The sequence below is a fragment of the Faecalibacterium prausnitzii genome (assembly GCF_003287495.1).
GTDB lineage: Bacteria > Bacillota > Clostridia > Oscillospirales > Ruminococcaceae > Faecalibacterium > Faecalibacterium prausnitzii_I.
Map to the genome: position 1 here is coordinate 279473 of NZ_PRLE01000001.1, position 21365 is coordinate 300837.

Genomic DNA, 21365 nt, shown 5'->3' on the forward strand with positions numbered 1-21365 from the left:
ACGCTCCCCTTTCCATCCGCCCTGATCAGGCGGAGGCTTTTGGGGAAAGTTTACCCGGAGGCTCCCAAGAATATTCATGGTTCAGAATCCAACCGAATCACATCAGGGGGCTGAGCAGGCGGAGCACACTGTCCAGCAGGGTGCCCAGCAGGTTGGTGCGGCAGTCCGAGAGCTGCACTTCCCGGCATTTGCGCAGGGTGTTGAGGACATCGTCCCGCAGGGCCAGGATCTGGCTGTTGCGGTAAAGCAGGGTGCCGCACTCAAAGTGGAGGAACAAACTGCGGTAATCCATATTGATGCTGCCCACCACGGCCACATGGTCGTCACTGACATAGCACTTGGCGTGGAGGAAACCGGGCGTGTACTCGTATATTTTCACCCCGGCCCGGAGGAGAGGCACGTAGTAGGAGCGGGTCAGCCGGAAGACCAGCTTTTTGTCCGGGATGCCGGGCAGGATGAGCCGGACGTCCACGCCCCGTTTGGCCGCGCCTTTCATGGCCCCCAGCAGCTCCTGCCCCACGGAGAAGTAGGGCGTATAGAGATAGACATAGCGCTTGGCCTGGGCCAGAATGTTCAGGTAAACCGTCTCCGCCACGTTTTCCTCGTCCAGCGGGCTGTCCGCGTAGGGCTGCACCAGCCCGTCCGAAGTCTCGGGCAGCTGCTCCGGCGTTGGGGCAAAGGGGGTATAATCCGTCTCACTGGGGCGGAACGCGTTCCAGACGTTGAGGAATGTGACCGTAAAATTCCAGGCGGCGGCTCCTTCCAGCCGGATGGCGGCATCTTTCCAGTAGCCAAAGCGTTTTTCCGCGTTGATATATTCATCCGCCAGGTTGACGCCGCCCGTGTAGGCCACACTGCCATCCACCACCACGATCTTGCGGTGATCCCGGTGGTTCATCACCACGGAGACCAGCGGCACCACCGGGTTGAACGGGATGCAGCGGATGTGATGCCGCTCCATCCGGACCACGAAATCCTTGGGCAGGCCCAGAAGACTGCCAAAATCATCGTAGATCAGGCGGACATCCACCCCCTGCGCGGCCTTGCGCATCAAAATCTCTTCCACGCCACTCCACATTTTGCCGGAGCGGACAATGAAGTATTCCAGAAAGATGAATTTCTCGGCTTTTTCCAGATCGGCCAGCAGCTTCGGGTACATGGCCTCTCCGCAGGAAAAATACCGCGCCTGTGTCTTATCCCATACCGGGAACGGACCGTACCGGGCCACATAGCGGCTCAGGCCGGAAAAATGATCTCCCGCCAGCTGCCGCGCCGGCCCGGGCTGCTGGGCCAGATCTCCCGTGTGGGCTTTCTCCACGCTCTGCATCCGGCGGCGCATCCCTTTGGAGGGTGCTTTGTTGCCAAATACCAGATACAGGGCTCCGCCCAGCAGCGGCAGCAGACCGATCAGAACGATCCAGATGATCTTATAAGAGCTGTCCTCATCCTTGCGGACCAGATACAGCACGATGAACAGACTGAGCAGCCGGAGTGCCGCATTGACCCATATCCGGCCTGTGGTCAGGTAGCTGAACGCCCAGAGCAGCCAGCCCGCCTGCAACAGAACAAGGGCCACCGTAATGGTAGCCCTGTTGAGAAGTCTGCTGAAAAATTTTACGATCGGCAGTCGAAAGAACATCCGCGCCACCTCTCTCCCCGGTCAGTTTCTCTGGAATGAAGATAGTATAGCGCGTTTTTTCAGTTTTATCAAGCTCAGGCTTCGCCGTCCTCATAGCCCACCAGCAGGCCGCCCAGCTCTGCATAGTAGCTGCACAGGCCGCCGCAGGGCGTCACCGTCACCTCAGCCCCGTCAAAGACCGCCTGCACCATGTGCTTGAGGCGCTCGGCCGCCGCAGGGTTGTCGCAGTGAGAGATCTGCAGTTTGCCGCCGTTGTAGCCGTGGCCCTTGAGCTCCAGCACGATGCGCTCCAGAGCACCGTGCTCCCCGCGGGTCTTGCAGAGAACATCCAGCTCGCCGATCTCGCTCGCCTGCCCGATGACCCGGATGCCCAGCATCCGTGCCACAGCGGCCACGGCGGGCTTCACCCGGCCATTGCGGGCCAGATTGGCCAGCGATTCCAACGAAAAGAGCAGATGGGTGTGCTTGTGGTAGCGCAGCATCTCCTCACAAACGGCGTCAAACTCGTGCCCGGCGGCAAGCTCGCTCTGCAGGTGCTCCGCCAGCAGGTACTGCTCCGGGCCGGTGGAAAGGCTGTCCAGCACGAACACCCGCTTGCCGGGGTTCTCCTGCTGATACTCCTCCGCCGCCAGCTGGGCCGCGTTGTAGCTGCCTGAGAGAGTGCCCGTGATGGTGATGGCATAGACCTCATCGGCCCCCTCATAGGCGGCCAGCCAATCGCTGACATTGGGGCAGGAAGTGGACGTTTTGCCCTTATAGGTGCGCAGGGTCCGGGCCATGCCCACAGCATCCAGCGTGCCATCGTCTAAATATTCGGCATCGTCAGTGATGATCTTGAGCGGGACGCAGGCAAAGTCCACACCTTTCAATGCGTACAGGCTGGAAGCCGAGTCCACAACGATCTTGGTTTTCATAGCAATTCTCCCTATCTTACAAGCGGACGTCTGCCGCGTTTTTCTCTGGTTGTAAAAACACTATATCAGTTTTTCAAAAACCTGTCAACAGATTTCAAAAATTATTTAAAAAGTTTTTGTTTTCCCGTTGACCCTCATTTTAAAATGCGCTATACTGACAGCATGAAACAGGAATTGAACCGCCGCGTTGCGGCCTGTGCCGCAGGCTTTGCCCTGCCCCGGTACAGTGACCTGCCCCAGGTGGGGCTGTATCTGGACCAGACCGTCCAGTTCATCAACGGCTATTTCCGGGATTTCCCCGGGGTGGAGCTCACCCCCTCCATGGTGAGCAACTATGTGAAGAAAGGCATCATCAGTCACCCCGTCAAAAAGAAGTATACCCGGGAGCAGCTTGCTTCTCTCATGTATATTGCGGTTTCCAAGACCGTGCTCTCGATGGAAAACATCGACGCGCTGTTCCAGATGCAGCGCGCGCACTGCACCGCCGAGGAAGCCTATAACTACTTCTGCGACGAGATGGAAAACTGCCTGCCCTTTGTGTTCGGGGCGCGCAACACCATCCGGGACCTCGCCGTGGATGCCGCCACCGAGAAACGGCTCCTCCGCAGCACCATTCTGGCCGCTGCCAACAAAATGTATCTGGACTGTTTCTTCGCGGCCCAGCGGCAGGAAGAAGCTCTCTGGCCGGATATTCTGGCAGACCTAGCCTAAAGGAGTTTTGCTCATGCGTGAATTGCAGATCGGGCGGGTATACCGCCACTTCAAAGGGGACTATTATCTGGTGGAGGGGGTCGCCAACGATTCCGAGACCGGGGCCCCGTTTGTCATTTACCGCAAGCTTTACGGCGACGGCGGGCTCTGGCTCCGCCCGCTGGAGATGTTTTTGAGCAAGGTGGATCAAGAAAAGTACCCGGATTGCCCCCAGGAGTACCGTTTTGAGTTGCAGGAGATTCCCAGCAAAGCGGGACACTGAATCATAAACAGCAGAAAAACCGCCCATGCAGTCTTCGTGTGAAGAACGCATGAGCGGTTTTGTGATTTACAGGGAGGATCAGGTGTCCTGCAGCTCGCCACGGGAAGCGGCTTTCAGGTAAGCGAAGATGAATCCGTCGAGGTCGCCGTCCATCACGGCATCGACGTTGCCGGTCTCGTAGTTGGTGCGGTGATCCTTGACCATGGTATAGGGCATGAAGACATAGCTGCGGATCTGGTGGCCCCAGGCGATCTCATTCTGGACGCCCTTGATGTCCTCGATCTTGTCCATGTGCTGCTGCTTTGCGATCTGATACAGCTTCGCTTTCAGCATTTCCATCGCGTAGTCACGGTTCTGGAACTGGCTGCGCTGGGTCTGGCAGCTGACCACGACGCCGGTGGGCTTGTGGATCAGACGGACCGCGGAAGAAGTCTTGTTGATGTGCTGGCCGCCGGCACCAGAGGAGCGGTAGACCTGCATCTCAATGTCCTCGGGGCGGATGTCCACCTGGATGGTGTTGTCCAGCTCAGGCATCACTTCCAGCGAGGCGAAGCTGGTCTGGCGGCGGGCGTTGGCGTCAAACGGAGAGACGCGCACCAGACGGTGGACGCCGTTCTCGCTCTTGAGCAGGCCGTAGGCGTTTGCGCCCTTGACCATCATGGAAGCGCTCTTCATGCCGGCCTCGTCGCCGTCCTGATAGTCCAGCACTTCCACGCTCATGCCATGGGCAGCGGCCCACTTGTTGTACATACGGTAGAGCATCTCGGCCCAGTCCTGTGCCTCGGTGCCGCCGGTACCGGCGTGGAACGTCAGGATGGCGTTGCTGTGGTCATACTCGCCGTTCAGCATGGTCATCAGCTGCAGCTCGTCCACAGCCTTGCCCACGGCATTGACAGCTTCCTCCGCCTCGGGCACCATCTCGGGGTCGTACTCCTCGTCCAGCATCACCAGCATGGTCTCGGCGTCGTCGTACAGGCCCTGCAGTTTTTCAAAGCGATTCAGCTTGCCTTTCAGGTCGCCGACTTCGTCAAACACCTTTTTGCTCAGCTCGGCGTCATCGTAAAAGCCGGGGCGGGACATGGTATGCTCCAGCTCCTGCACACGCTTGCGGGAAGCATCAATGGCCAGAGCCTCTTCCAGATCCTTGACAGCGGTACCGTAATCGGCCAGCTGCACTTTCAGTTCGTCAGTGGTAATCATGGTCTAGTCCTCTCCTATATATTGAAACCGGTAAAAGATACAGTTTATACACAGATACTTCATTAGTATACCGAGAATCCATGGTAAAGTAAAGGGGAAAATTTACTATCATGCTGGAAATTTGAAGATTTTCACCTTTTCTTTTCCCTTTTGGGGGAGTATAATAACAGCAACTACCTTATTTTATGGGAGGAACTTATGCCGAAATATTATGGCTGCCCGTGTGAGGGCTGCGGCCAACCGCTCACCCTCCGGGACGACATCGTTGTCTGCCCCGACTGCGGCGCGCCTTATCACCGCACCTGTTACGAGAAACTGGGCCGCTGCATCCACAGCCCGGCCCACGCAGCAGGGTACGAATGGAAATTCCCGTACCAGGAAAATGAGCTGCGCACCTGCCCCAGCTGTGGCGAGCGCACCCTGCGCAGCGAAGAACACTGCCGCTGCTGCGGGGCCAAGCTGCCCCCGGAGGGTGCGGAGCAGCCCAACGACCGCGCGGAAGAAGAGCAGAATTTTGATTATGCCAGCTTCTACCGCCAGTTTGAGGAGGGCAATGTGCCCGACCCGCTCAAGGAGGCTTATCAGGCCGCCTTTGGCAAGGAAGAGCAGATGGACGGCATCTCCTGCAAGGACTGGAATGCCTACATCGGCCGCTCGGCTCCGTCTTACATGACGACCTACAGCCGGATGGAGCTGACCCACAGCAAGATTGCCATGAGCTTTTCCGCCCTGCTGTTCGGCCCGTTCTATTTCTTCTACCGCAAGGCATGGAAGCCCGCCTTTGGTTTCCTGTTTGCCGAGCTGCTGCTCTCAGCCCCTTACTTTATTGATATGCTGCAGATCACCGGCAGCAGCCTCTCCCCCGGCCTGAGCAATTCAGCTTTGCTGATGCTCTCGCGGGTGTGCTCGTTCCTGGGCTTTCTGCTGATGGTGCTGCGGGGCATGTACGGCAAATGGCTCTACCGCAAGAGCGCGGCCGCCCGCATCCGCCGCATCCAGAACGAGTTTCCGGATGCCGAGCAGCGTCGGGCCGTTCTTAGCGCACAGGGCGGCACCAGCCTGGCCGCCGTGTTTGGCAGCCTGGCTCTGCTCTTCGTTCTGGGCAGCGCTTTCACCCTGTTGCTTGGACCCAATATGCAGGCCCTGCTTGACATCGTTTCCGGCTGAGATCTCAGCTGCGCATTATAGAGAATTGTGAAGGAGTCCAAATCATGAAAAAAGTCACGAAAGCCGTCATCCCGGCTGCGGGTCTGGGCACACGCGTGCTCCCCGCCACCAAGGCAATGCCCAAGGGGATGCTCCCCATCGTGGACAAGCCTGCCATCCAGTATCTGGTGGAGGAAGCCGTGCGTTCTGGCATCACCGATATTCTGATCATCCTGGGCCGCAACCAGAGCATCATTGAAGACCACTTTGACCGCAGCCCTGAGCTGGAGGAAAAGCTGGCCGCTCCTGGCAAGGAGAAGATGCTGGAAGAGTGCCTTGGCATTGCCAACATGGCCAACATCTACTTTGTCCGCCAGAAGCAGACTCTCGGCCTCGGCCACGCTGTCAGCGTCGCCAAAGCCTTTACGGGCGATGATCCGTTCGTGGTCCTCTACGGCGACGACGTCATCTGGGGCGAAGACCCGGTCTGCGCCCAGCTCATCCGTGCTTACGAAGAGTTTGGCCGCCCCTGTGCCGGTGTCAGCGCGGTGCCCTGGGCCGATGTGAGCCGCTACTGCAGCCTGAAGACCACCCCCATCCACGACAACTACTTCTTTGTGGATGACATGATCGAGAAGCCCAAAAAGGGCCAGGAGTTCAGCAACTACTCCATCCTGGGCCGCGTGCTGCTCACCCCGGAGATTTATGACATCCTCGCCCATACCAAGCCCGGTGCCGGCGGCGAGATCCAGCTGACCGACGCCATGGCCGAGTACGCCCGCAACCACGGCGGCATGACGGCAGTGGAGTTCACCGGTAAGCACTACGACATGGGCAACAAGCTCAAGGTCGTGGAGGCTCAGGTAGAGCTGGCCCTGCAGCACCCGGAGATCGGCGAGGCATTCCGCGCTTACCTGAAAGAGTTCTGCAAGACGCTGTAAAATTTCTGATATCGAAAAAATCCTCCGACACGGGTCGGAGGATTTTTTCTTATGCTTCTTCTTATGCTTCTGTTATGCCTGGCTCGGGTGAGGCTGCGGGGGCATTTTGGTAAAGAGGGCCTTGAGCACCAGCGGCGTCAGGACCGAGGAGACCACGATGAGCAGGATGACGGCAGTGAAATAGACCGGGTCCACCACGCCGACCTCCAGGCCTTTCTGGGCCACGATCAGGGCCACCTCGCCGCGGGTCATCATGCCGACACCCACCTTGAGGGAATCGCCCCAGCTGAAGCGGCAGAGCTTTGCGGCCAGACCGCAGCCGATGATCTTGGTGATGAGGGCGATGACCACAAAGCAGACGCTAAACAGCAGGATTTCTGCCGTCAGGCCGCTGATATCGGTCTTCAGGCCGATACTGGCGAAGAAGACTGGCGCAAACAGCGTGTAGTTGCTGATATCCACCCGGCGCTCCACATAGGGGGCATCCTGAATGGAGCAGAGCACGATGCCTGCAATGTACGCGCCAGTGATATCCGCGATGCCGAAATACTGCTCCGCAATATAGGCCATCGCAAAGCAGAACGCCATGCTGACGATGGTGATACGCTGGGTGTGGGGGTTGCGGTTGTCCAACCACTTCATGGCACGGTGACACACCACACCAATGATGATGGCTGCCACAAAGAAAAGCACCGTGTTCAGCAGCACCTTGCCAAGGCCTGTGCCCGTGCCGGAGCTGGCCCCCAGCACACAGGTCAGCACCACGATGCCGATGACATCATCAATGACAGCGGCACTGACGATGGTGGTCCCGAGAAAGCTCTTCAAATGGCCCAGCTCCTGCAGGGTGGCCACTGTGATGGACACGCTGGTGGCTGTCATGATGGTACCGATAAAGAGTGCCTTATAGAACTCCGGGCTGCCCACGGCAGAAAAACCGTAGAACAAGCTGTACAGCAGCGTACCGCCGCCCAGCGGGACCGCCACGCCCACACAGGCGACGAGGGTCGCAATGGGGCCGGCCCGCAGCAGCTCTTTCAAATTGGTGCCAAGGCCCGTGGTGAACATCAGCAGCACCACGCCGATCTCCGCAAAGATCTCAATGGTATCGCTGGTGTGCACCAGGTTGAGCAGACAGGGCCCGATGAGCAGGCCCGCGATGATCTCGCCTACCACCTGCGGCGCTTTGCATTTGCGGGCCACCAACCCGAAAAACTTGGCGCTGATCATGATGATGGCGAGGTTCCGGAAGACAGAATACATGGATTTAACCTTCTTTCACACACTTTTACTCCGGCAGGGCAGCCCGGCCGCGCGCCGGTGGAGCACCACTCCTCCCTGCCCTGCCGGTTCCTTATTATAACGCTTTTGTTTGTTAAAATCAAAACAAATTTCAAAAATCCGGCAAAAAGGCGGTTAAAAATTGCATCGTGCAGGTTTCCCTATTTTTATGCAAAATTATGATACAAAACGCTTGACAATTCCGTCCGTACTTGCTATAATAAATTGCTGTCTGAACAGACACGCCGCACGGAGCGCGATGCCGCGCTCCGTGTACCCTTGGCCTCAGGACCCTGAGGCCCTCAAGTCCAAAAGGAGGTGCTACAAAATGGCAAAGTACGAAACCATGCTGATTACCAGCGCCGCTCTCGACGAGGAGGCAACTTCCGCTCTGGTCGGTAAGTTCAAGTCCCTGATCGAGGCTAACGGTACGATCGATTCCATCGACGAGTGGGGCAAGCGCCGTCTGGCCTACCCCATCAACGACGAGGAGGAAGGCGTCTACACCGTGATCAACTTCACCAGCGAGCCCAGCTTCCCCGCTGAGCTGGACCGTGTGTACAAGATCACTGAAGGCGTTATGCGCAGCCTGATCGTTGCCCACGAGGAGTAATCTTTTCGTGACCAAAAAGGAGTCCGTATTATGTTGAATGTTGTTGCCATCATGGGCCGCCTTGTGGCCGACCCTGAGCTCCGCACCACCCAGAGTGGTATCAATGTGGTCAGCTTCCGCATTGCATGTGACCGCAACTTCGCCCGCCAGGGTGAACAGCGTCAGGCCGATTTTATCGACATCGTCGCATGGCGTCAGCAGGCCGAGTTTGTCTCCAAGTATTTCCAGAAAGGCAGTCTGATTGCCATTGAAGGCTCTCTGCAGACCCGCCAGTATCAGGATAAGAACGGAAACAACCGTACCGCTGTGGAGGTCGTTGCCAACAACATCAGCTTTGCAGGCCCCAAGAGCAACAATCAAGGCGGCGGCAGCTATCAGAACGCTGCTCCGTCCTACCAGAACCAGGCCCCTGCCCGTCCGGCTGCTGTGGAGGCTGCTCCCAGCTACTCATCCGGCAGTGCAGATGATTTCGCTGTGATTGATGACAGCGATGACCTGCCGTTCTAACACACAAAACGGTCTACCGTAAAAAATCCAACAGGAGGTAATAAGCAATGGCTTTTGAAAGAACCGAAGGCTCTCGCCCCGCGCGCCCCATCCGCCGCGGCCGCAAGAAGGTTTGCAGCTTCTGTGTCGATCGCATCGACACCATCGATTACAAGGACGTGCCCCGTCTGCGTAAGTACGTTTCTGAGCGTGCAAAGATCATTCCCCGCCGTGTTACCGGCACTTGCGCTTATCATCAGCGCGCACTGACCGTGGCTATCAAGCGTGCTCGTCACGTTGCTCTGATGCCCTACGTCAGCGACTAATCTTTGATTTAAAAAATCAACCAACCCTTTCAAAATAATCAGCAATCAGCAAAGCCCGTTTTCCTGCCGACACAGGAAAACGGGCTTTTTCGTTTGCCATTTTTGTGGTATACTGAGCTCAAAAGCTTATTTTGCGGTATTTTGCAAAGGAGGAATTTTTATGAATCTTTCTTCTCATTTCCGCCGCGCGGCGGTGTTGGGGCTTTCCCTGCTGCTGGCCGCCCAGCTGGGCGTGGGAGCCTGTGCGGCCTCTGTTTTTGATGCGGCCTACTACGCTGAAACCAACCCGGACGTTGCGGCCGCCTGCGGCACCGACGAGGCCTCCCTGCTCCGGCATTACCTTTCCAGCGGCCAGGCGGAGGGCCGCAAGCCCTCGGCCCGGGGGAAGGCCGGTGATAGCCTGAAACTGACGAATGAGCAGATCGCGCTGGTATGGTCCCCTGTCCCCCTCAAGGATCTAGCCAATTACAAGAGCCTGAAAAAGAAGATGACCGATGAGCAGTACCAGGCCGCCTATCAGGAAGCCGTCAATCTGGTGCTGCCCGTAGCTCTCAGTAGCCGCGAAGAGCAGCTGACCTACATTGCCGCGGCCCTGCGGGAACGGTTTGACAGCGGCATGAGCTACTCCATGGACGCCGACCACTACAATGATCCCTATGGCTATTTTGTGCTGGGCTCTGCCTCCTGTGCCGGCTGCACCCGTGCCACCGGGCTCTGCCTGAACGTGCTGGGCATCCCCTACGAGCATGTCAACGAGAACCAGTACAGCCACCAGTGGTGCCGTGTGCCTGTGGGGGACACTTACTGGATCTGCGACGCCTACGGCCTCTACTGCGGTCCGGAGCCCGCACCCTACCAGCATCCGTATTTCCAGTAATCGCCTGATTCTGACACTACAAAAGCCGCCCGGTTTTTACGCCGGGCGGCTTTGCTCTTTTGGTACTCTCTCTTTCTCAGACGTTTGCCGTCTCGTGGCTCAGCCGGGGCGCGCCGCCTGCCAGCTCCTCCGCGGTCAGGGGCTTGACGGGCTCCTGTACCGGATTGTTGAGCCGCTCCTTCGCCACGGCCAGCATCAGCTTGATGCGGTTTTCCTGGTTGACCTTGGTGGCGCTGGGGTCGTAATCAATGGGGGTGATGTTGGACGCAGGATACAGGGCGCGGATCTTGTTGACCATGCCCTTGCCCACAATGTGGTTGGGCAGGCAGCCGAACGGCTGGGCACAGACGATGTTGCCGTAACCGCCCTGCACCAGCTCGATCATTTCCGCCGTCAGCAGCCAGCCCTCGCCCATCTTGGCACCGAGGGAGATAACGCCCTTGGGCTTCTCCACCAGTTCCTTAAAGGGGCCGGGAGCGTAGAAACCGGCGTCTGCCGTGGCTTTGAGCATGGAGCGCTCAATGCCGTCCAGATAATTGAGGAACTGGTCAATGACCACTTTGGTGCCCAGTTTGCCGCCGTACAGGACATGATCTTCGCCCATGTTAAAGGCACAATACTGCACAAAGCCCATCAGACCCGGGAAGTTGACTTCGCAGTCCTGGCTCTCCAGGAACTTCTGCAGGTCGTTGTTGCCCAGCGGGCTGTACTTGACGTAAATTTCACCGACCACGCCCACCTTGACCTTGGGCACCCGGGTAACCGGGATGGCCGCAAACTCGCGGGCGATGAGCGGGAACGTGTGCTTCATCTCCTTGGCGGTAAAGCCCTTGCCGGCCAGCAGGACACGGCCCAGACGCTCCACCCACTTGTCCACCAGCTTGTCCGCACTCCCCTTTTCGTTCTCATAGGGGGCGGTCTGGTTGCGCAGGGCGCAGAGCATATCGCCATAGAAGATGCAGGCCAGCGCGCGGCGGGCCAGCGGCAGAGTCATCTGGAAGCCGCTGTCTTTTTCCAGACCCGAGAAGTTCAGGCTGGCCACCGGGATCTCCGGGTAGCCTGCCTTGACCAGTGCCTTGCGCAGCAGGTGGATGTAGTTGGAAGCACGGCAGCCACCGCCCGTCTGGGTGATGAGCAGGGCCGTATGTTCGAGATCATATTTGCCGCTGTTCAGGGCATCCAGGAACTGGCCGATGACCAGCAGCGCCGGGTAGCAGGTATCGTTGTGGACGTACTTCAGGCCCAGCTGTGCCACAGCGCTGCCGCAGTTGCCCAGGATCTCGCACTTGTAGCCATCGTATTCCAGTGCATATTTCAGCAGCCGGAACTGGGTGACGGCCATGTTGGGGATGAGAATGGTATGGGTCTTCTTCATCTCCGGGGTAAATTTTGGATATTGATATTCCATAGGTTATCTCCTGTCCTCATCGCGCTCATCCAGAGCAGCAAACAGGCTGCGCAGGCGGATGTTGACCGCGCCAAGGTTGGTGATCTCATCGATCTTGAGCTGGGTATAGAGCTTGCCGCCCTCCTGCAGGATCTCGCGGGTCTCGTCGGTGGTAATGGCGTCCACGCCGCAGCCGAACGAAACCAGCTGCACCAGATCCATGTCTTTCTGGGTGGTGCAGTACTTGGCCGCTGCATACAGGCGGCTGTGGTAGGTCCACTGGTTCAGGACGCTGGTGGGGAATTTCTCCACCCGGTTGGAAATGCTGTCCTCGGTGACCACTGCCGCGCCGTGGCGGGTGATGAGGTGGTCGATCCCGTGGTTGACCTCCGGGTCCACATGATACGGACGGCCCGCCAGCACGATGATCCGTTTGCCCTGACGGCGGGCTTCGTCAATGATCTCGCTGCCCTTGACCCGAATTTTTGCCATGTGGGCCTCGTACTCAGCGTAGGCTGCATCGGCTGCCTCCTGCACCTCTTTCTCCGAGATGCCGCCGAAGTACTTGGGCAGAACATTTTTCGCCATCTTGTGGACGAAATCTTTCGGGCGATGGATGCCGACGTAATCGTAAATGAACTTCTTGCCCTCCAGCTCCGGGCAGTTGCCTGCCAGAACCTCGGGGTAGTAAGCCACCACGGGGCAGTTATAATGGTTATCCCCCAGCCCCTCATCGACATTGTAGGTCAGGCAGGGGTAGAAGATGGCATCCAGCTGCATCTGGCTCAGGGCCTTGATGTGGCCGTGGCTGAGCTTGGCCGGGAAGCAGGCCGTATCGCTGGGGATGGTCGCCTGACCGGCCAGATAGAGGCCGCGGCTGGACACCGGGCTGGTGTGGACGGCAAAGCCAAGCTTGGTCCAGAACGCGTACCAGAACGGCAGCAGCTCATAGAAGCCCAGGCAGAGCGGGATGCCGATGGAGCCACGCTTGCCGGGTACCGGCTTGTAGCTGGCCAGAAGCTGCTGCTTATAGGCGTAAAGGTTGAGGCTGTTGTCCTCACTCTTGCCCGTCACCGGCTTATCGCAGCGGTTGCCCGAGATGAATTTGCGGCCATCGGCAAAGGTATTGACGGTGAGCTGGCAGTGGTTGCCGCAGCCGCCGCACTTGACGCTGACCACTTTCTGGTCAAAGTTCTTGAGCTCGGCCTGGCTCATCATATCGGAGACCGTTTTGCCGTTCTTTTTGCTCTGGCGCAGACCGAACAGTGCCGCACCGTAAGCGCCCATCAGGCCCGCGATGTCGGGACGGATGACCTCGACGCCCATTTCTTTTTCAAAGGCACGGAGGACGGCTTCGTTATAGAACGTACCGCCCTGCACCACGATCTTCCGGCCCAGCTCCTCGGGGCTGGAAGCGCGGATGACCTTGTACAGCGCGTTTTTGACCACGCTGATGGACAGACCGGCCGAAATGTTCTGGATGGATGCACCATCTTTCTGGGCCTGCTTGACCGAGCTGTTCATAAACACGGTGCAGCGGCTGCCCAGATCCACGGGGCGGTCAGCAAACAGGCCGAGAGCGGCAAACTCCTTGACGTCATACCCCAGCGCCTGGGCAAAGGTCTGCAAAAAGCTGCCGCAGCCGGAAGAACAGGCTTCGTTCAGGAAGATGTTGCTGATGGCACCATCCTCGATCTTGAAGCACTTCATATCCTGGCCGCCGATGTCGATGATAAAATCGACATCCGGCATAAAGTATTTGGCGGCTGTAAAGTGGGCCACCGTTTCCACCAGACCGTAATCACAGCGGAACGCGTTTTTCACCAGCTCCTCGCCATAGCCGGTTGTGGTCACACTGGCCACCTGCAGGCCCGGGTGCTCCTTGTAAATTTTGAGCAGCTGCTCCCGGATCAGAGGCAGCGGGTTGCCGAGGTTGGGCTGGTAATTGGTGTACAGGATCTGGCTCTTCTCGTCCACCACCACCAGTTTGACGGTGGTGGAGCCGGAGTCGATGCCGATATGCACCGGGCCGCACTGGGCGCTGAACGGCACCCGGGGCACGCTGTGGGACATGTGCCGGGCATGGAACGCCTCGTACTCTTCCTTGTTGGCAAAGAGGGGCGGCTCACTGGCATAGGTTGCCGTGGCGGCGTACTCATCCAGCGCCTTGGCCACCTCCGAGAGGTTGAACGCCTTATCCGCGTAAAGGGCGGCACCCAGCGCCACATACAGCAGGCTGTTCTCAGGGCAGGTGCCCGTTACGCCCAGCGCTTCATCAAAGCTCTTGCGCAGCACGGTGCTGAACGTCAGCGGCCCGCCCAGATACAGGATGTTGCCCTGGATGGGGCGGCCCTGTGCCAGGCCGGCAATGGTCTGGTTGACCACTGCCTTATAGATGCTGGCCGCGATATCTTCCGTCCGGGCACCCTGGTTGATGAGGGGCTGGACGTCGCTCTTGGCAAACACGCCGCAGCGGGAAGCGATGGTATAAGTACGCTGTGCCTGCTCGGCTGCTTTGTTCATCTCATCGGCGCTCATTTTCAGCAACGTTGCCATCTGATCGATGAACGCACCCGTGCCGCCGGCACAGCTGCCGTTCATCCGCACCTCGGTGCCGTTGGTCAGGAACAGGATCTTTGCATCCTCGCCGCCCAGCTCGATCACGCAGTCCGTCCGGGGGACAAACCGCTTGACAGCCACACGGGTGGAGAAGACCTCCTGCACAAAGGGCACCTTGCAGCTGTCGGCCAGGCCCATGCCTGCCGAGCCGGAGATGCTGAGCAGGGCGGTCTGCCCGTGCAGCTGCTCGGTATCAATGCGGCGCAGCAGTTCCTGCGCCTTTTCCAGAATATGACTATAGTGTCGCTCGTATGTCGAATACACCAGCGCATCGTTTTCATCCAGCACCACGCACTTGATGGTGGTGCTGCCGATGTCAAGACCTACTCTCACAGTTGTTTTTCCTCCTTGAAGGATCGTGCTCCCCTGCCCTGCCCCGATGCGTGCAGGGGCAAAAAACAGGGAGGAGCCGAAGAAACACTCTCCGGCCCGCATACGGGGGTATTATAAACCAAATGGGCGGGACATTCAATCCGCAGGTTTTATTTTACACGTTAAAAATAGTAATTTCGATGCAAAAAGTTAAACATTTTGTGAATTTGCCAAAAGTGGCAGCCCATTTTTCGGCATTTTGGCAAAAAATTTTTACCATTCGCTTTTTGCATCGTTCCAATCGAAACTTTCCTGCCCACATTGATTATACTTTAACATAAAGCGAGTTCTTTTTGAATTTTTCGCTGGCTAAGATTTGGTGAAGAAAGATGGAAGAGATTGATGGGACGATCCTCCCGGGTGGTGTTCTCGGCAGTCTGGCAATGGCAGCCCTCTTCGGCGCGGGTGCAGCCAAGCGCGTGGAAACGAATCAACTTTTTATTTTACAGTTTTCCCCGTTTTTCCGCAACGCTCAAAAAGGGCAGGCGCGCGGCCTGCCCTTTTGTGGTTCTGAGTTTTTATACGCGATGCTTTGCCCGCAGCAGCAAGGTCTTCCAGCTGGGCATCTCATTGCGCAGGGTGTCCCAGGCAGGCATCGCCGTCCGGGTAGTGGCACGGATGGCCTCAAACGCCTCATCGTGGTAGTGCATCTCTTCCACGGCATGCATGGCGTGGTCGCTGGCACACAGGCGGCCCAGCGGCGTTTTCGTCATCATCAGCATCATTCTGTCCATCTTTTTGCGGCCGGGGGTGCAGGCCTCGTAGTAGCTGGTGTTCTCCGCGTCGTTTACCGGGACGCCTGCCGCCTTGAGCATCATGCAGCCCTCCCACGCCGCGTCGAGCATGAGCTTGCGCTGCTCGGCGGTGGCCTTGGTCAGGTCGCCATTGCAGGCGTAGCAGACATAGCACACGGGCAGGATCAGGGCCAGGTGGCACTTGAGCCACTCGTCCATATCGCTGTAGAACGTCAGCTTGTACTTGACGCCCGCAAACGCCGCCTGCAGCCGCTGGCGGAATGTACCGGACAGCGGCGCTGTCGCGCCGCCTACCGTCATGCCAATGCCCGCGTGGACACTGATGACCTGGCCGTTCTCCCGGCGTCCGCCGTTGTTCTGGAAGCCGAACGCGATTTTATCCGCCGGGCGCTGCATGGCCTGCAGGACAGAGCGAGCATGGGGCTGGTTGCCCACAAACACAAAAAACTCGCTCTTGTTCTGCTTGAGGACGGGCAGGATCTCCGGCAGCTGGCCTGCCTGCACCGTGACAAACACGATGTCATAGCTTTCCTCCGGGGCCAGCGTTTCAATGGTCGGCACACGGTCCACAGTCGTTTTGAGCTGGGCCCAGTGGCGGATGGTGAGGCCTTTCTGGTCGATTCGCTCTTTCCACTCGCCCCGCGCCAGCAGAGTCACCGTGTTTTTCTCGTTTTGTGCCAGCCGGTGGGCCAGCTCACAGCCCTGCACGCCTGCACCGTACACTAAGATCCTCATGGAAACGCACCTCCTGCAATGAAAGATGGTTATTTATGGAACAACGAGCTCAAAAAACCTTTTTTCTCATAGGGATGGCTCCGGGCACCTTTGACGGTATAGCCTGTCTCGGCAATGGCCGCCTTGAGGGCGTCAATGTCCAGCTCCTGCTCCGAGAGGATGACCGTCTCGCCCTTGGTGTGGGAAGAGGTCACCTTTTTGACATCCGCCGCCTTGCGGACCGTCTCATTGACATGGCTCTCGCACATGCCGCACATCATGCCATCTACTTTTAAAATCGTCTCGATCATCTGACGAAACCTCCAAGAATTTTTTGCCTCTGCCGCAGCTTTTGCAGATTGCACAAAGGCAGCAGCTTAAATTTAGGCATTTTGTTAGCAGGAGCTAACCAGCAAACCAAACAAATCGCTGTCCGGAAGCACACCGGACAGCGGCCCGCCCCGCGGCGGGATCAGAGCCTGATCTCTGCTTTTATCATACCACAGAGATGGGGAATGCGCAAGCGGTGCATACCGATCCACAGCGTAAAAATCGTCTCTTGTCAAGGGCAGTGAAACGTGGTACAGTAAACGGGCAATCGCTTCCATTTTATCGGATATGATTTTACGAGGGGTTTTATGAAACAGAACAATCGTTTTTGCGTGCTGGCACTGACCGCTGTGCTGGCACTGACTCTAACCGCCTGCTCCGAGACGACTGACGGCTCCGCCGCATCGGGCAGCACCCAGACCACGCAGCCTGCCCAGAGCACCGCCCAGCAGGACACTTCCGCCGGGACTCCCTCTGCCAGCCAGCAGACCGAGGTGCTGGGCAGCCTGACCTCCTCCGAGCTGCAGGAACTCGTCTCCGGCAGCACCACACTGGAGCAGCTGACCCAGCAGCGCGCCGAGGCTGCTGACCCCGGCACGGGGAGCACCACTGCCCTGCCGGAGTATGAGCAGCAGCTGCAGGCTCTCATCAACCAGCTCTACGCCGTCAAGGCCCGGGCCGAGAGCGGCCTGAACAACACCATCCAGTCGGCCACGGCAGAGTACAAGGCTCTGCCTGCCGCCAAGCAGACCAAGAGCCGCAAAATCGCCATCGTGATGGGCAAGGCCAGTGAGCTGAAAGCCATGGAGGCTTCCTGTGACAAAGAGGTGGACGACATCGTAAACCAGATGCGCGCCCTGCTGACCCAGAACGGCCAGAGCACCGCCCTGGCCGACGAGGCATTGGCTGCCTACAAGGCCCAGAAGAGCGAAATGGTCTCTTCCCTCACCAGCAAACTCTACGGCTGAGTGCCGAACGCGTTTCCCCTGCAATTTGTGCCGGAATATCCCCGGTACCCGTTGCAGGGGTTCTTTTTTGCCCGGAGAAATTCTGTTCCTGTCAGGCAGCCGCATTTTACAACTCCGGTCAGGCTTCTGTTCCACCCCTGCACGGTATCCGCTCCAAAATCATCGCCAGAGTTTTACTTCCGTTTGTAAATTTCGCCAATCTTTTGCATATTCCGGGTTTTTTTCCAATTTTGCTTGAATTGTGGGGACATACCGTTTAAAATTAGATGGGGTGTTAGAGCCTTTGTCTTTCTGCGTCAATTTTTAGAGAGGCGAAAGGCATGTTCCCACGTAATTTCAACTGAGAAAGGCGATGAGACAAATGGAAATGGAAGAAGAAGTGATCGACCTGAGCGAGCTGCTGCGGCTTTTGTGGAGCCATGTGCTGCAGATCGTGGCGGTGGGCCTTGTGGCGGCGGTGATCAGCTTTCTGGTATGCACGTTCGCGCTGACGCCCCGGTATCAGGCGTCCGTCAACATGATCGTCAATACCCGGCAGGATAACACGACGACCATGAGCACTGACAACATCACCTCGGCAAAAAACATGATCGACACCTATGCAGTCATCATCAAGAGCAACCTCGTGCTCAACGATGTCATCCAGCGGATGGGCCTGGACATGACCTACAGCCAGCTGGCAGACAGCATCACGGTGGGCAGCGTCAACTCCACCCAGATCATGGCCATTACGGTGACCAATGAGAACCCGGGCCTGGCGGGCAAGATCGCGCAGACGATCGCGGAGGTCGCGCCGGACGTGATCGTGGAAAAGGTCGAGGCAGGCTCCTGCAAGGCAGTGAGCGACGTGGAGATCGGCACCACGCCTGTCTATCCCCAGACCAAGAAGACCATGCTGCTCTGCGCTCTGGCCGGTATGGTAGCGGCCTGCGCTCTGCTGGTGGTCAACCACCTGCTGCACAACTACATTGTAGACGACGAAGATGTTCAGAAGAAGCTGGATCTCCCTGTTTTGGGCTTTATCCCTGAGGTGTGATGTAAGATGTGGAATCCGTTCAAACCGAAAATTGAAAACTCTGACCCCGGCCAGCGCTCCCTGCAGCTGATCTCCCAGAAAGGAATGCCCTTTGCGTATGTGGAAGCTTACAAATCCCTGCGCACCAACCTGAACTTTCTGACCAGCTCCACCGGAGCCCGCGCCATTGTGGTCACCAGTACCATGCCGGAAGAGGCCAAGAGCAACGTCTCGGTCAACCTGGCCCTGACCCTGGCCGAAGACGGCAAAAATGTAGCCCTGGTGGACTGCGACCTGCGCAAGCCCGTGCTGCACAAATACCTGAAAGCCGGTCACAATGTGAAAGGCGTTTCCAATATTGTCTCCAACCAGTGCAAGCTGGAAGAGGCTCTGCTGCGGCTGGAACAGCTCAAGATCACGTTCCTGCCCGCCGGCACGCCCCCTCCGAACCCCTCGGAGCTGCTGGGCTCGGCCCGGATGCAGCAGATGATCCAGCAGCTGCGCGCCACTTTTGATTATGTCATCTTTGACGCGCCTCCCATCTCCATGGTGACAGACGCGGCGGTCATCGGCAATCAGGTGGACGGTGCTCTGTTTGTTGTTCGTTCCAGCTACGCCCCGGCCGAGTCCGTGGAGGCCGCTGTCAAGAAGCTGAAAGACACCGGCGTAAAAGTGCTGGGTGCCGTGCTGACCCGCTATGACGCCAAGACGGCGCTCAAGGGCTCCAACTACGCTTACAACTATTATAGCTACGGCTACTCCTACGGTACCCCCCAGACGGATCCGGCGGCATCGCAAAGCCCGGAAAAGCGAAAGCACGCAAAGCCAGCCGAAAGGGTAACGAACCATGACTGATCTGCACTGCCATATCCTGCCCGGTATTGACGACGGTGCCAAAGATGTCTCGGTCTCGCTGGAGCTGCTCCACAAGGAGTATGAGGACGGCGTGCGCAACATCGCGTTCACCAGCCATTTCAACAGCGAGCGCACCACGGTGGAAGCTTTTCTGGAAAAGCGTGCAGCCGCCTACGCGCGGCTGACCGAGGCACTGAAAGAAGAGCCGATGGACTTCCGGTTCAAGCTGGGCAGCGAAGTTTACTTTTCTCCCAAGCTCTGTGAGCTGGACGCCAAGGCCCTCTGCATGGGCGACACTGCCTACATGCTCATTGAGTTTCCCACCACCCATAAGCCTCATTTTATCAAGCAGACCCTGTACGCTTTGCAGGAACAGGGCATCCTGCCGCTGATCGCGCACATTGAGCGTTACCCCTATGTGCTGGACGACCCCACCCTGCTGTATGAGTGGGTGGCCGCCGGTGCTTACGCGCAGATCAACGCCGGGGCCCTGCTGCAAGATGCAAAGCTCCGCAAGAAGCTCTGCAAATTCATCTCGTGGGGGCTCGTGCATGTGCTCTCCACGGACACCCACTCCCCGGACAAGCGCCCGCCCCGGATGGCGGAGGGCATCCAGATGCTGCAGAAGACTCTGGGCACTGAGATCGCTGACCGGATCGTCCGCAACGGTGACGAGCTGTTTGACGACCAGGAGCTGGACATCATCTCCCCGCACCAGCCCAAAAAGATGCTGGGCATGTGGATTTGATCATCTTTTGTCTTTGATTGAAAATCCGATATTTTTATTATAAACTTTGAAAAAGAGGAATTTTATTATGAACTATCCTGTTGCTTATGCCGTAATCCCCGAAGAAGAAAAGACCTACATCGTCGGCAGCGGCGATGTCCAGTACGAGAAGCTGTTCAACTACTTCATCGGCGACTTCCTGCGTGACACCGTCAAGAGTGACGTCCGCAACGCCATCTGGAACAGCGCCAAGCAGAGTTCTTTCACTCCCATTGCCAACTGGTTCAAGAACGTGGACGACATGGGTGTCATTGCACACCTGGGCTATTTCTACGGCTTCTGGCACATCTGGAGAGACGTTAAGGGCTACCTGGGCTAATTAAAAAGTAACGTATATGCAAAAGAAACAAATTTTTCAGCTCGTGCTTCTGGCTGTGGGCGCGGTCCTGGCTGCCGTGATCGGCTTCTGGCTCGTGCCGGTGAGCAATTACATCAAGGCCCGCACGGCTCCGTTGGATGAGACCATCCTGGAAGCCGAAAGCAGCACGCGGGAGGTGGTCACCATCTCGGATACCGAACTTTCCCAGCTCATCAGCGGTGAGCTGACCCTGGATGCACTGGCCGACCTGCCCGGCGTCATCACCATGGAGCCCGTCGGCACCACGGCAGATGCCGCCCAGAGCGGCGGCGCGGCCAATCGCTCCCCTGCGGACGAGACTTCCGCTTCTGCCATTGCAGAGAGCGAAGCTTCTTCGGACGCTGCTTCCCGTGAGGCACAGGCCGATGCAGAAACGCCCGCCCAGAGCAGTGCTGTCTCCGGCAGCACCGGCACTTCCGGCAATGCCAGCCTCTCGGAGGCCGCCTATGAGGGCGAAGTCAAGGCACTGGTCCAGCAGCTCTATGCCGTGAAAGGCCGGGCGGAAGGCGGCCTGAATGCCTGCATTGCTTCCGCCAAGGCAGAGTATAAATCTCTGCCGCCGGAGCAGCAGACCCGCAGCCGCAAAATTGCCATCTGCATGTCCAAAGCCGGCCAGCTCTCGGCCCTGCAGGCCTCCTGCGACAGTGAGGTCAACCGCATTGTGAGCCAGATGCGCTCGGTGCTCAAGGCCAACGGCCAGAGCACCGCCCTGGCAGACCAGGCCATGAGCAGTTACAAGAGCCAGAAGAGCGCCCGGCGGGCGGCTCTGATGAGCCAGCTTTACGGCTGAGCCGCTTTTTGATCACCCT

The 21365-nt window shown here is 58.0% G+C and carries 22 protein-coding genes; 14 read left to right on the forward strand and 8 right to left on the reverse strand.

The features are described 5' to 3' along the window. Window positions 1-97: 97 nt before the first annotated feature. Both cls and C4N22_RS01395 read right to left on the reverse strand, forming a co-directional pair. Window positions 98-1639 carry a cardiolipin synthase gene (gene cls / locus C4N22_RS01390; protein ID WP_112147728.1) on the reverse strand — a complete coding sequence of 514 codons (1542 nt, stop codon included), beginning with the start codon at window positions 1637-1639 and terminating at the stop codon, window positions 98-100. Window positions 1640-1713: 74 nt separating this feature from the next. Then, window positions 1714-2553, reverse strand: a complete 840-nt coding sequence (locus C4N22_RS01395; RefSeq protein WP_112147729.1) for a DegV family protein — start codon at window positions 2551-2553, stop codon at window positions 1714-1716. Between the two features lie 162 nt (window positions 2554-2715). On the opposite strand from C4N22_RS01395, the gene C4N22_RS01400 reads away from it, so the two are divergent. Continuing rightward, window positions 2716-3264, forward strand: coding sequence for a DUF1836 domain-containing protein (locus C4N22_RS01400; RefSeq protein ID WP_112114983.1), 549 nt, complete (start codon window positions 2716-2718; stop codon window positions 3262-3264). Between the two features lie 13 nt (window positions 3265-3277). Continuing rightward, the gene (locus C4N22_RS01405; protein WP_112114797.1) at window positions 3278-3526 is read left to right on the forward strand and encodes a DUF1653 domain-containing protein; all 249 of its coding nucleotides are present in this window, start codon (window positions 3278-3280) and stop codon (window positions 3524-3526) included. A 78-nt stretch (window positions 3527-3604) separates the two neighbouring features. Here C4N22_RS01405 and prfB read toward each other — a convergent pair whose 3' ends face one another. Then, complete coding sequence (prfB, locus tag C4N22_RS01410; RefSeq protein WP_022257063.1) at window positions 3605-4726, reverse strand: peptide chain release factor 2; 1122 nt, start codon at window positions 4724-4726, stop codon at window positions 3605-3607. Between the two features lie 198 nt (window positions 4727-4924). On the opposite strand from prfB, the gene C4N22_RS01415 reads away from it, so the two are divergent. Both C4N22_RS01415 and C4N22_RS01420 read left to right on the forward strand, forming a co-directional pair. After that, on the forward strand, window positions 4925-5893 hold the full coding sequence (locus tag C4N22_RS01415) for an RING finger protein (protein WP_022257062.1): 969 nt from the start codon (window positions 4925-4927) through the stop codon (window positions 5891-5893). A 44-nt stretch (window positions 5894-5937) separates the two neighbouring features. Beyond that, on the forward strand, window positions 5938-6813 hold the full coding sequence (locus C4N22_RS01420; RefSeq protein WP_112147731.1) for a UTP--glucose-1-phosphate uridylyltransferase: 876 nt from the start codon (window positions 5938-5940) through the stop codon (window positions 6811-6813). Between the two features lie 72 nt (window positions 6814-6885). Here the strand turns inward: C4N22_RS01420 and C4N22_RS01425 are convergent, their stop codons facing one another. Beyond that, window positions 6886-8076: a cation:proton antiporter gene (locus tag C4N22_RS01425; protein ID WP_112147734.1), complete on the reverse strand. Its 1191-nt coding sequence runs from the start codon at window positions 8074-8076 to the stop codon at window positions 6886-6888. Between the two features lie 346 nt (window positions 8077-8422). Between C4N22_RS01425 and rpsF the strand changes: the two genes are divergently transcribed. From rpsF to C4N22_RS01445, 4 genes are all read left to right on the forward strand, one after another. Continuing rightward, window positions 8423-8707, forward strand: a complete 285-nt coding sequence (rpsF, locus tag C4N22_RS01430) for a 30S ribosomal protein S6 (protein ID WP_112114795.1) — start codon at window positions 8423-8425, stop codon at window positions 8705-8707. Window positions 8708-8737: 30 nt separating this feature from the next. Continuing rightward, window positions 8738-9214, forward strand: coding sequence for a single-stranded DNA-binding protein (locus C4N22_RS01435; protein ID WP_022256535.1), 477 nt, complete (start codon window positions 8738-8740; stop codon window positions 9212-9214). Between the two features lie 47 nt (window positions 9215-9261). Continuing rightward, the gene (gene rpsR / locus C4N22_RS01440; protein WP_022256536.1) at window positions 9262-9519 is read left to right on the forward strand and encodes a 30S ribosomal protein S18; all 258 of its coding nucleotides are present in this window, start codon (window positions 9262-9264) and stop codon (window positions 9517-9519) included. A 160-nt stretch (window positions 9520-9679) separates the two neighbouring features. Beyond that, window positions 9680-10396 carry a hypothetical protein gene (locus C4N22_RS01445; RefSeq protein WP_112147735.1) on the forward strand — a complete coding sequence of 239 codons (717 nt, stop codon included), beginning with the start codon at window positions 9680-9682 and terminating at the stop codon, window positions 10394-10396. A 76-nt stretch (window positions 10397-10472) separates the two neighbouring features. Here C4N22_RS01445 and C4N22_RS01450 read toward each other — a convergent pair whose 3' ends face one another. From C4N22_RS01450 to C4N22_RS01465, 4 genes are all read right to left on the reverse strand, one after another. Next, window positions 10473-11804: a 2-hydroxyacyl-CoA dehydratase gene (locus tag C4N22_RS01450; protein WP_112147737.1), complete on the reverse strand. Its 1332-nt coding sequence runs from the start codon at window positions 11802-11804 to the stop codon at window positions 10473-10475. Window positions 11805-11807: 3 nt separating this feature from the next. Continuing rightward, window positions 11808-14735: an acyl-CoA dehydratase activase gene (locus C4N22_RS01455; protein ID WP_112114792.1), complete on the reverse strand. Its 2928-nt coding sequence runs from the start codon at window positions 14733-14735 to the stop codon at window positions 11808-11810. Window positions 14736-15292: 557 nt separating this feature from the next. Beyond that, window positions 15293-16264 carry a ketopantoate reductase family protein gene (locus tag C4N22_RS01460; protein ID WP_112147739.1) on the reverse strand — a complete coding sequence of 324 codons (972 nt, stop codon included), beginning with the start codon at window positions 16262-16264 and terminating at the stop codon, window positions 15293-15295. A gap of 29 nt (window positions 16265-16293) precedes the next feature. Continuing rightward, window positions 16294-16554 (reverse strand): heavy-metal-associated domain-containing protein, encoded by a 261-nt coding sequence (locus C4N22_RS01465; RefSeq protein ID WP_112147741.1) that lies wholly within the window; start codon window positions 16552-16554, stop codon window positions 16294-16296. Between the two features lie 327 nt (window positions 16555-16881). Here C4N22_RS01465 and C4N22_RS01470 point away from each other — a divergent pair, with 327 nt between their 5' ends. From C4N22_RS01470 to C4N22_RS01495, 6 genes are all read left to right on the forward strand, one after another. Beyond that, on the forward strand, window positions 16882-17541 hold the full coding sequence (locus tag C4N22_RS01470) for a hypothetical protein (protein ID WP_112147743.1): 660 nt from the start codon (window positions 16882-16884) through the stop codon (window positions 17539-17541). A gap of 361 nt (window positions 17542-17902) precedes the next feature. Beyond that, window positions 17903-18577 carry a YveK family protein gene (locus C4N22_RS01475; protein ID WP_242980916.1) on the forward strand — a complete coding sequence of 225 codons (675 nt, stop codon included), beginning with the start codon at window positions 17903-17905 and terminating at the stop codon, window positions 18575-18577. A gap of 6 nt (window positions 18578-18583) precedes the next feature. Beyond that, a complete protein-coding gene (locus tag C4N22_RS01480; protein WP_112147748.1) occupies window positions 18584-19411 on the forward strand; it encodes a CpsD/CapB family tyrosine-protein kinase in 828 nt (275 codons plus the stop codon). Continuing rightward, on the forward strand, window positions 19404-20159 hold the full coding sequence (locus C4N22_RS01485) for a tyrosine-protein phosphatase (protein WP_022256545.1): 756 nt from the start codon (window positions 19404-19406) through the stop codon (window positions 20157-20159). Before C4N22_RS01480 ends, C4N22_RS01485 begins: the two co-directional genes overlap by 8 nt. Before the next feature lie 67 nt (window positions 20160-20226). Continuing rightward, window positions 20227-20517 carry a hypothetical protein gene (locus tag C4N22_RS01490; protein WP_022256546.1) on the forward strand — a complete coding sequence of 97 codons (291 nt, stop codon included), beginning with the start codon at window positions 20227-20229 and terminating at the stop codon, window positions 20515-20517. Window positions 20518-20533: 16 nt separating this feature from the next. Beyond that, window positions 20534-21346: a hypothetical protein gene (locus C4N22_RS01495; RefSeq protein ID WP_112147750.1), complete on the forward strand. Its 813-nt coding sequence runs from the start codon at window positions 20534-20536 to the stop codon at window positions 21344-21346. Window positions 21347-21365: the final 19 nt, after the last annotated feature.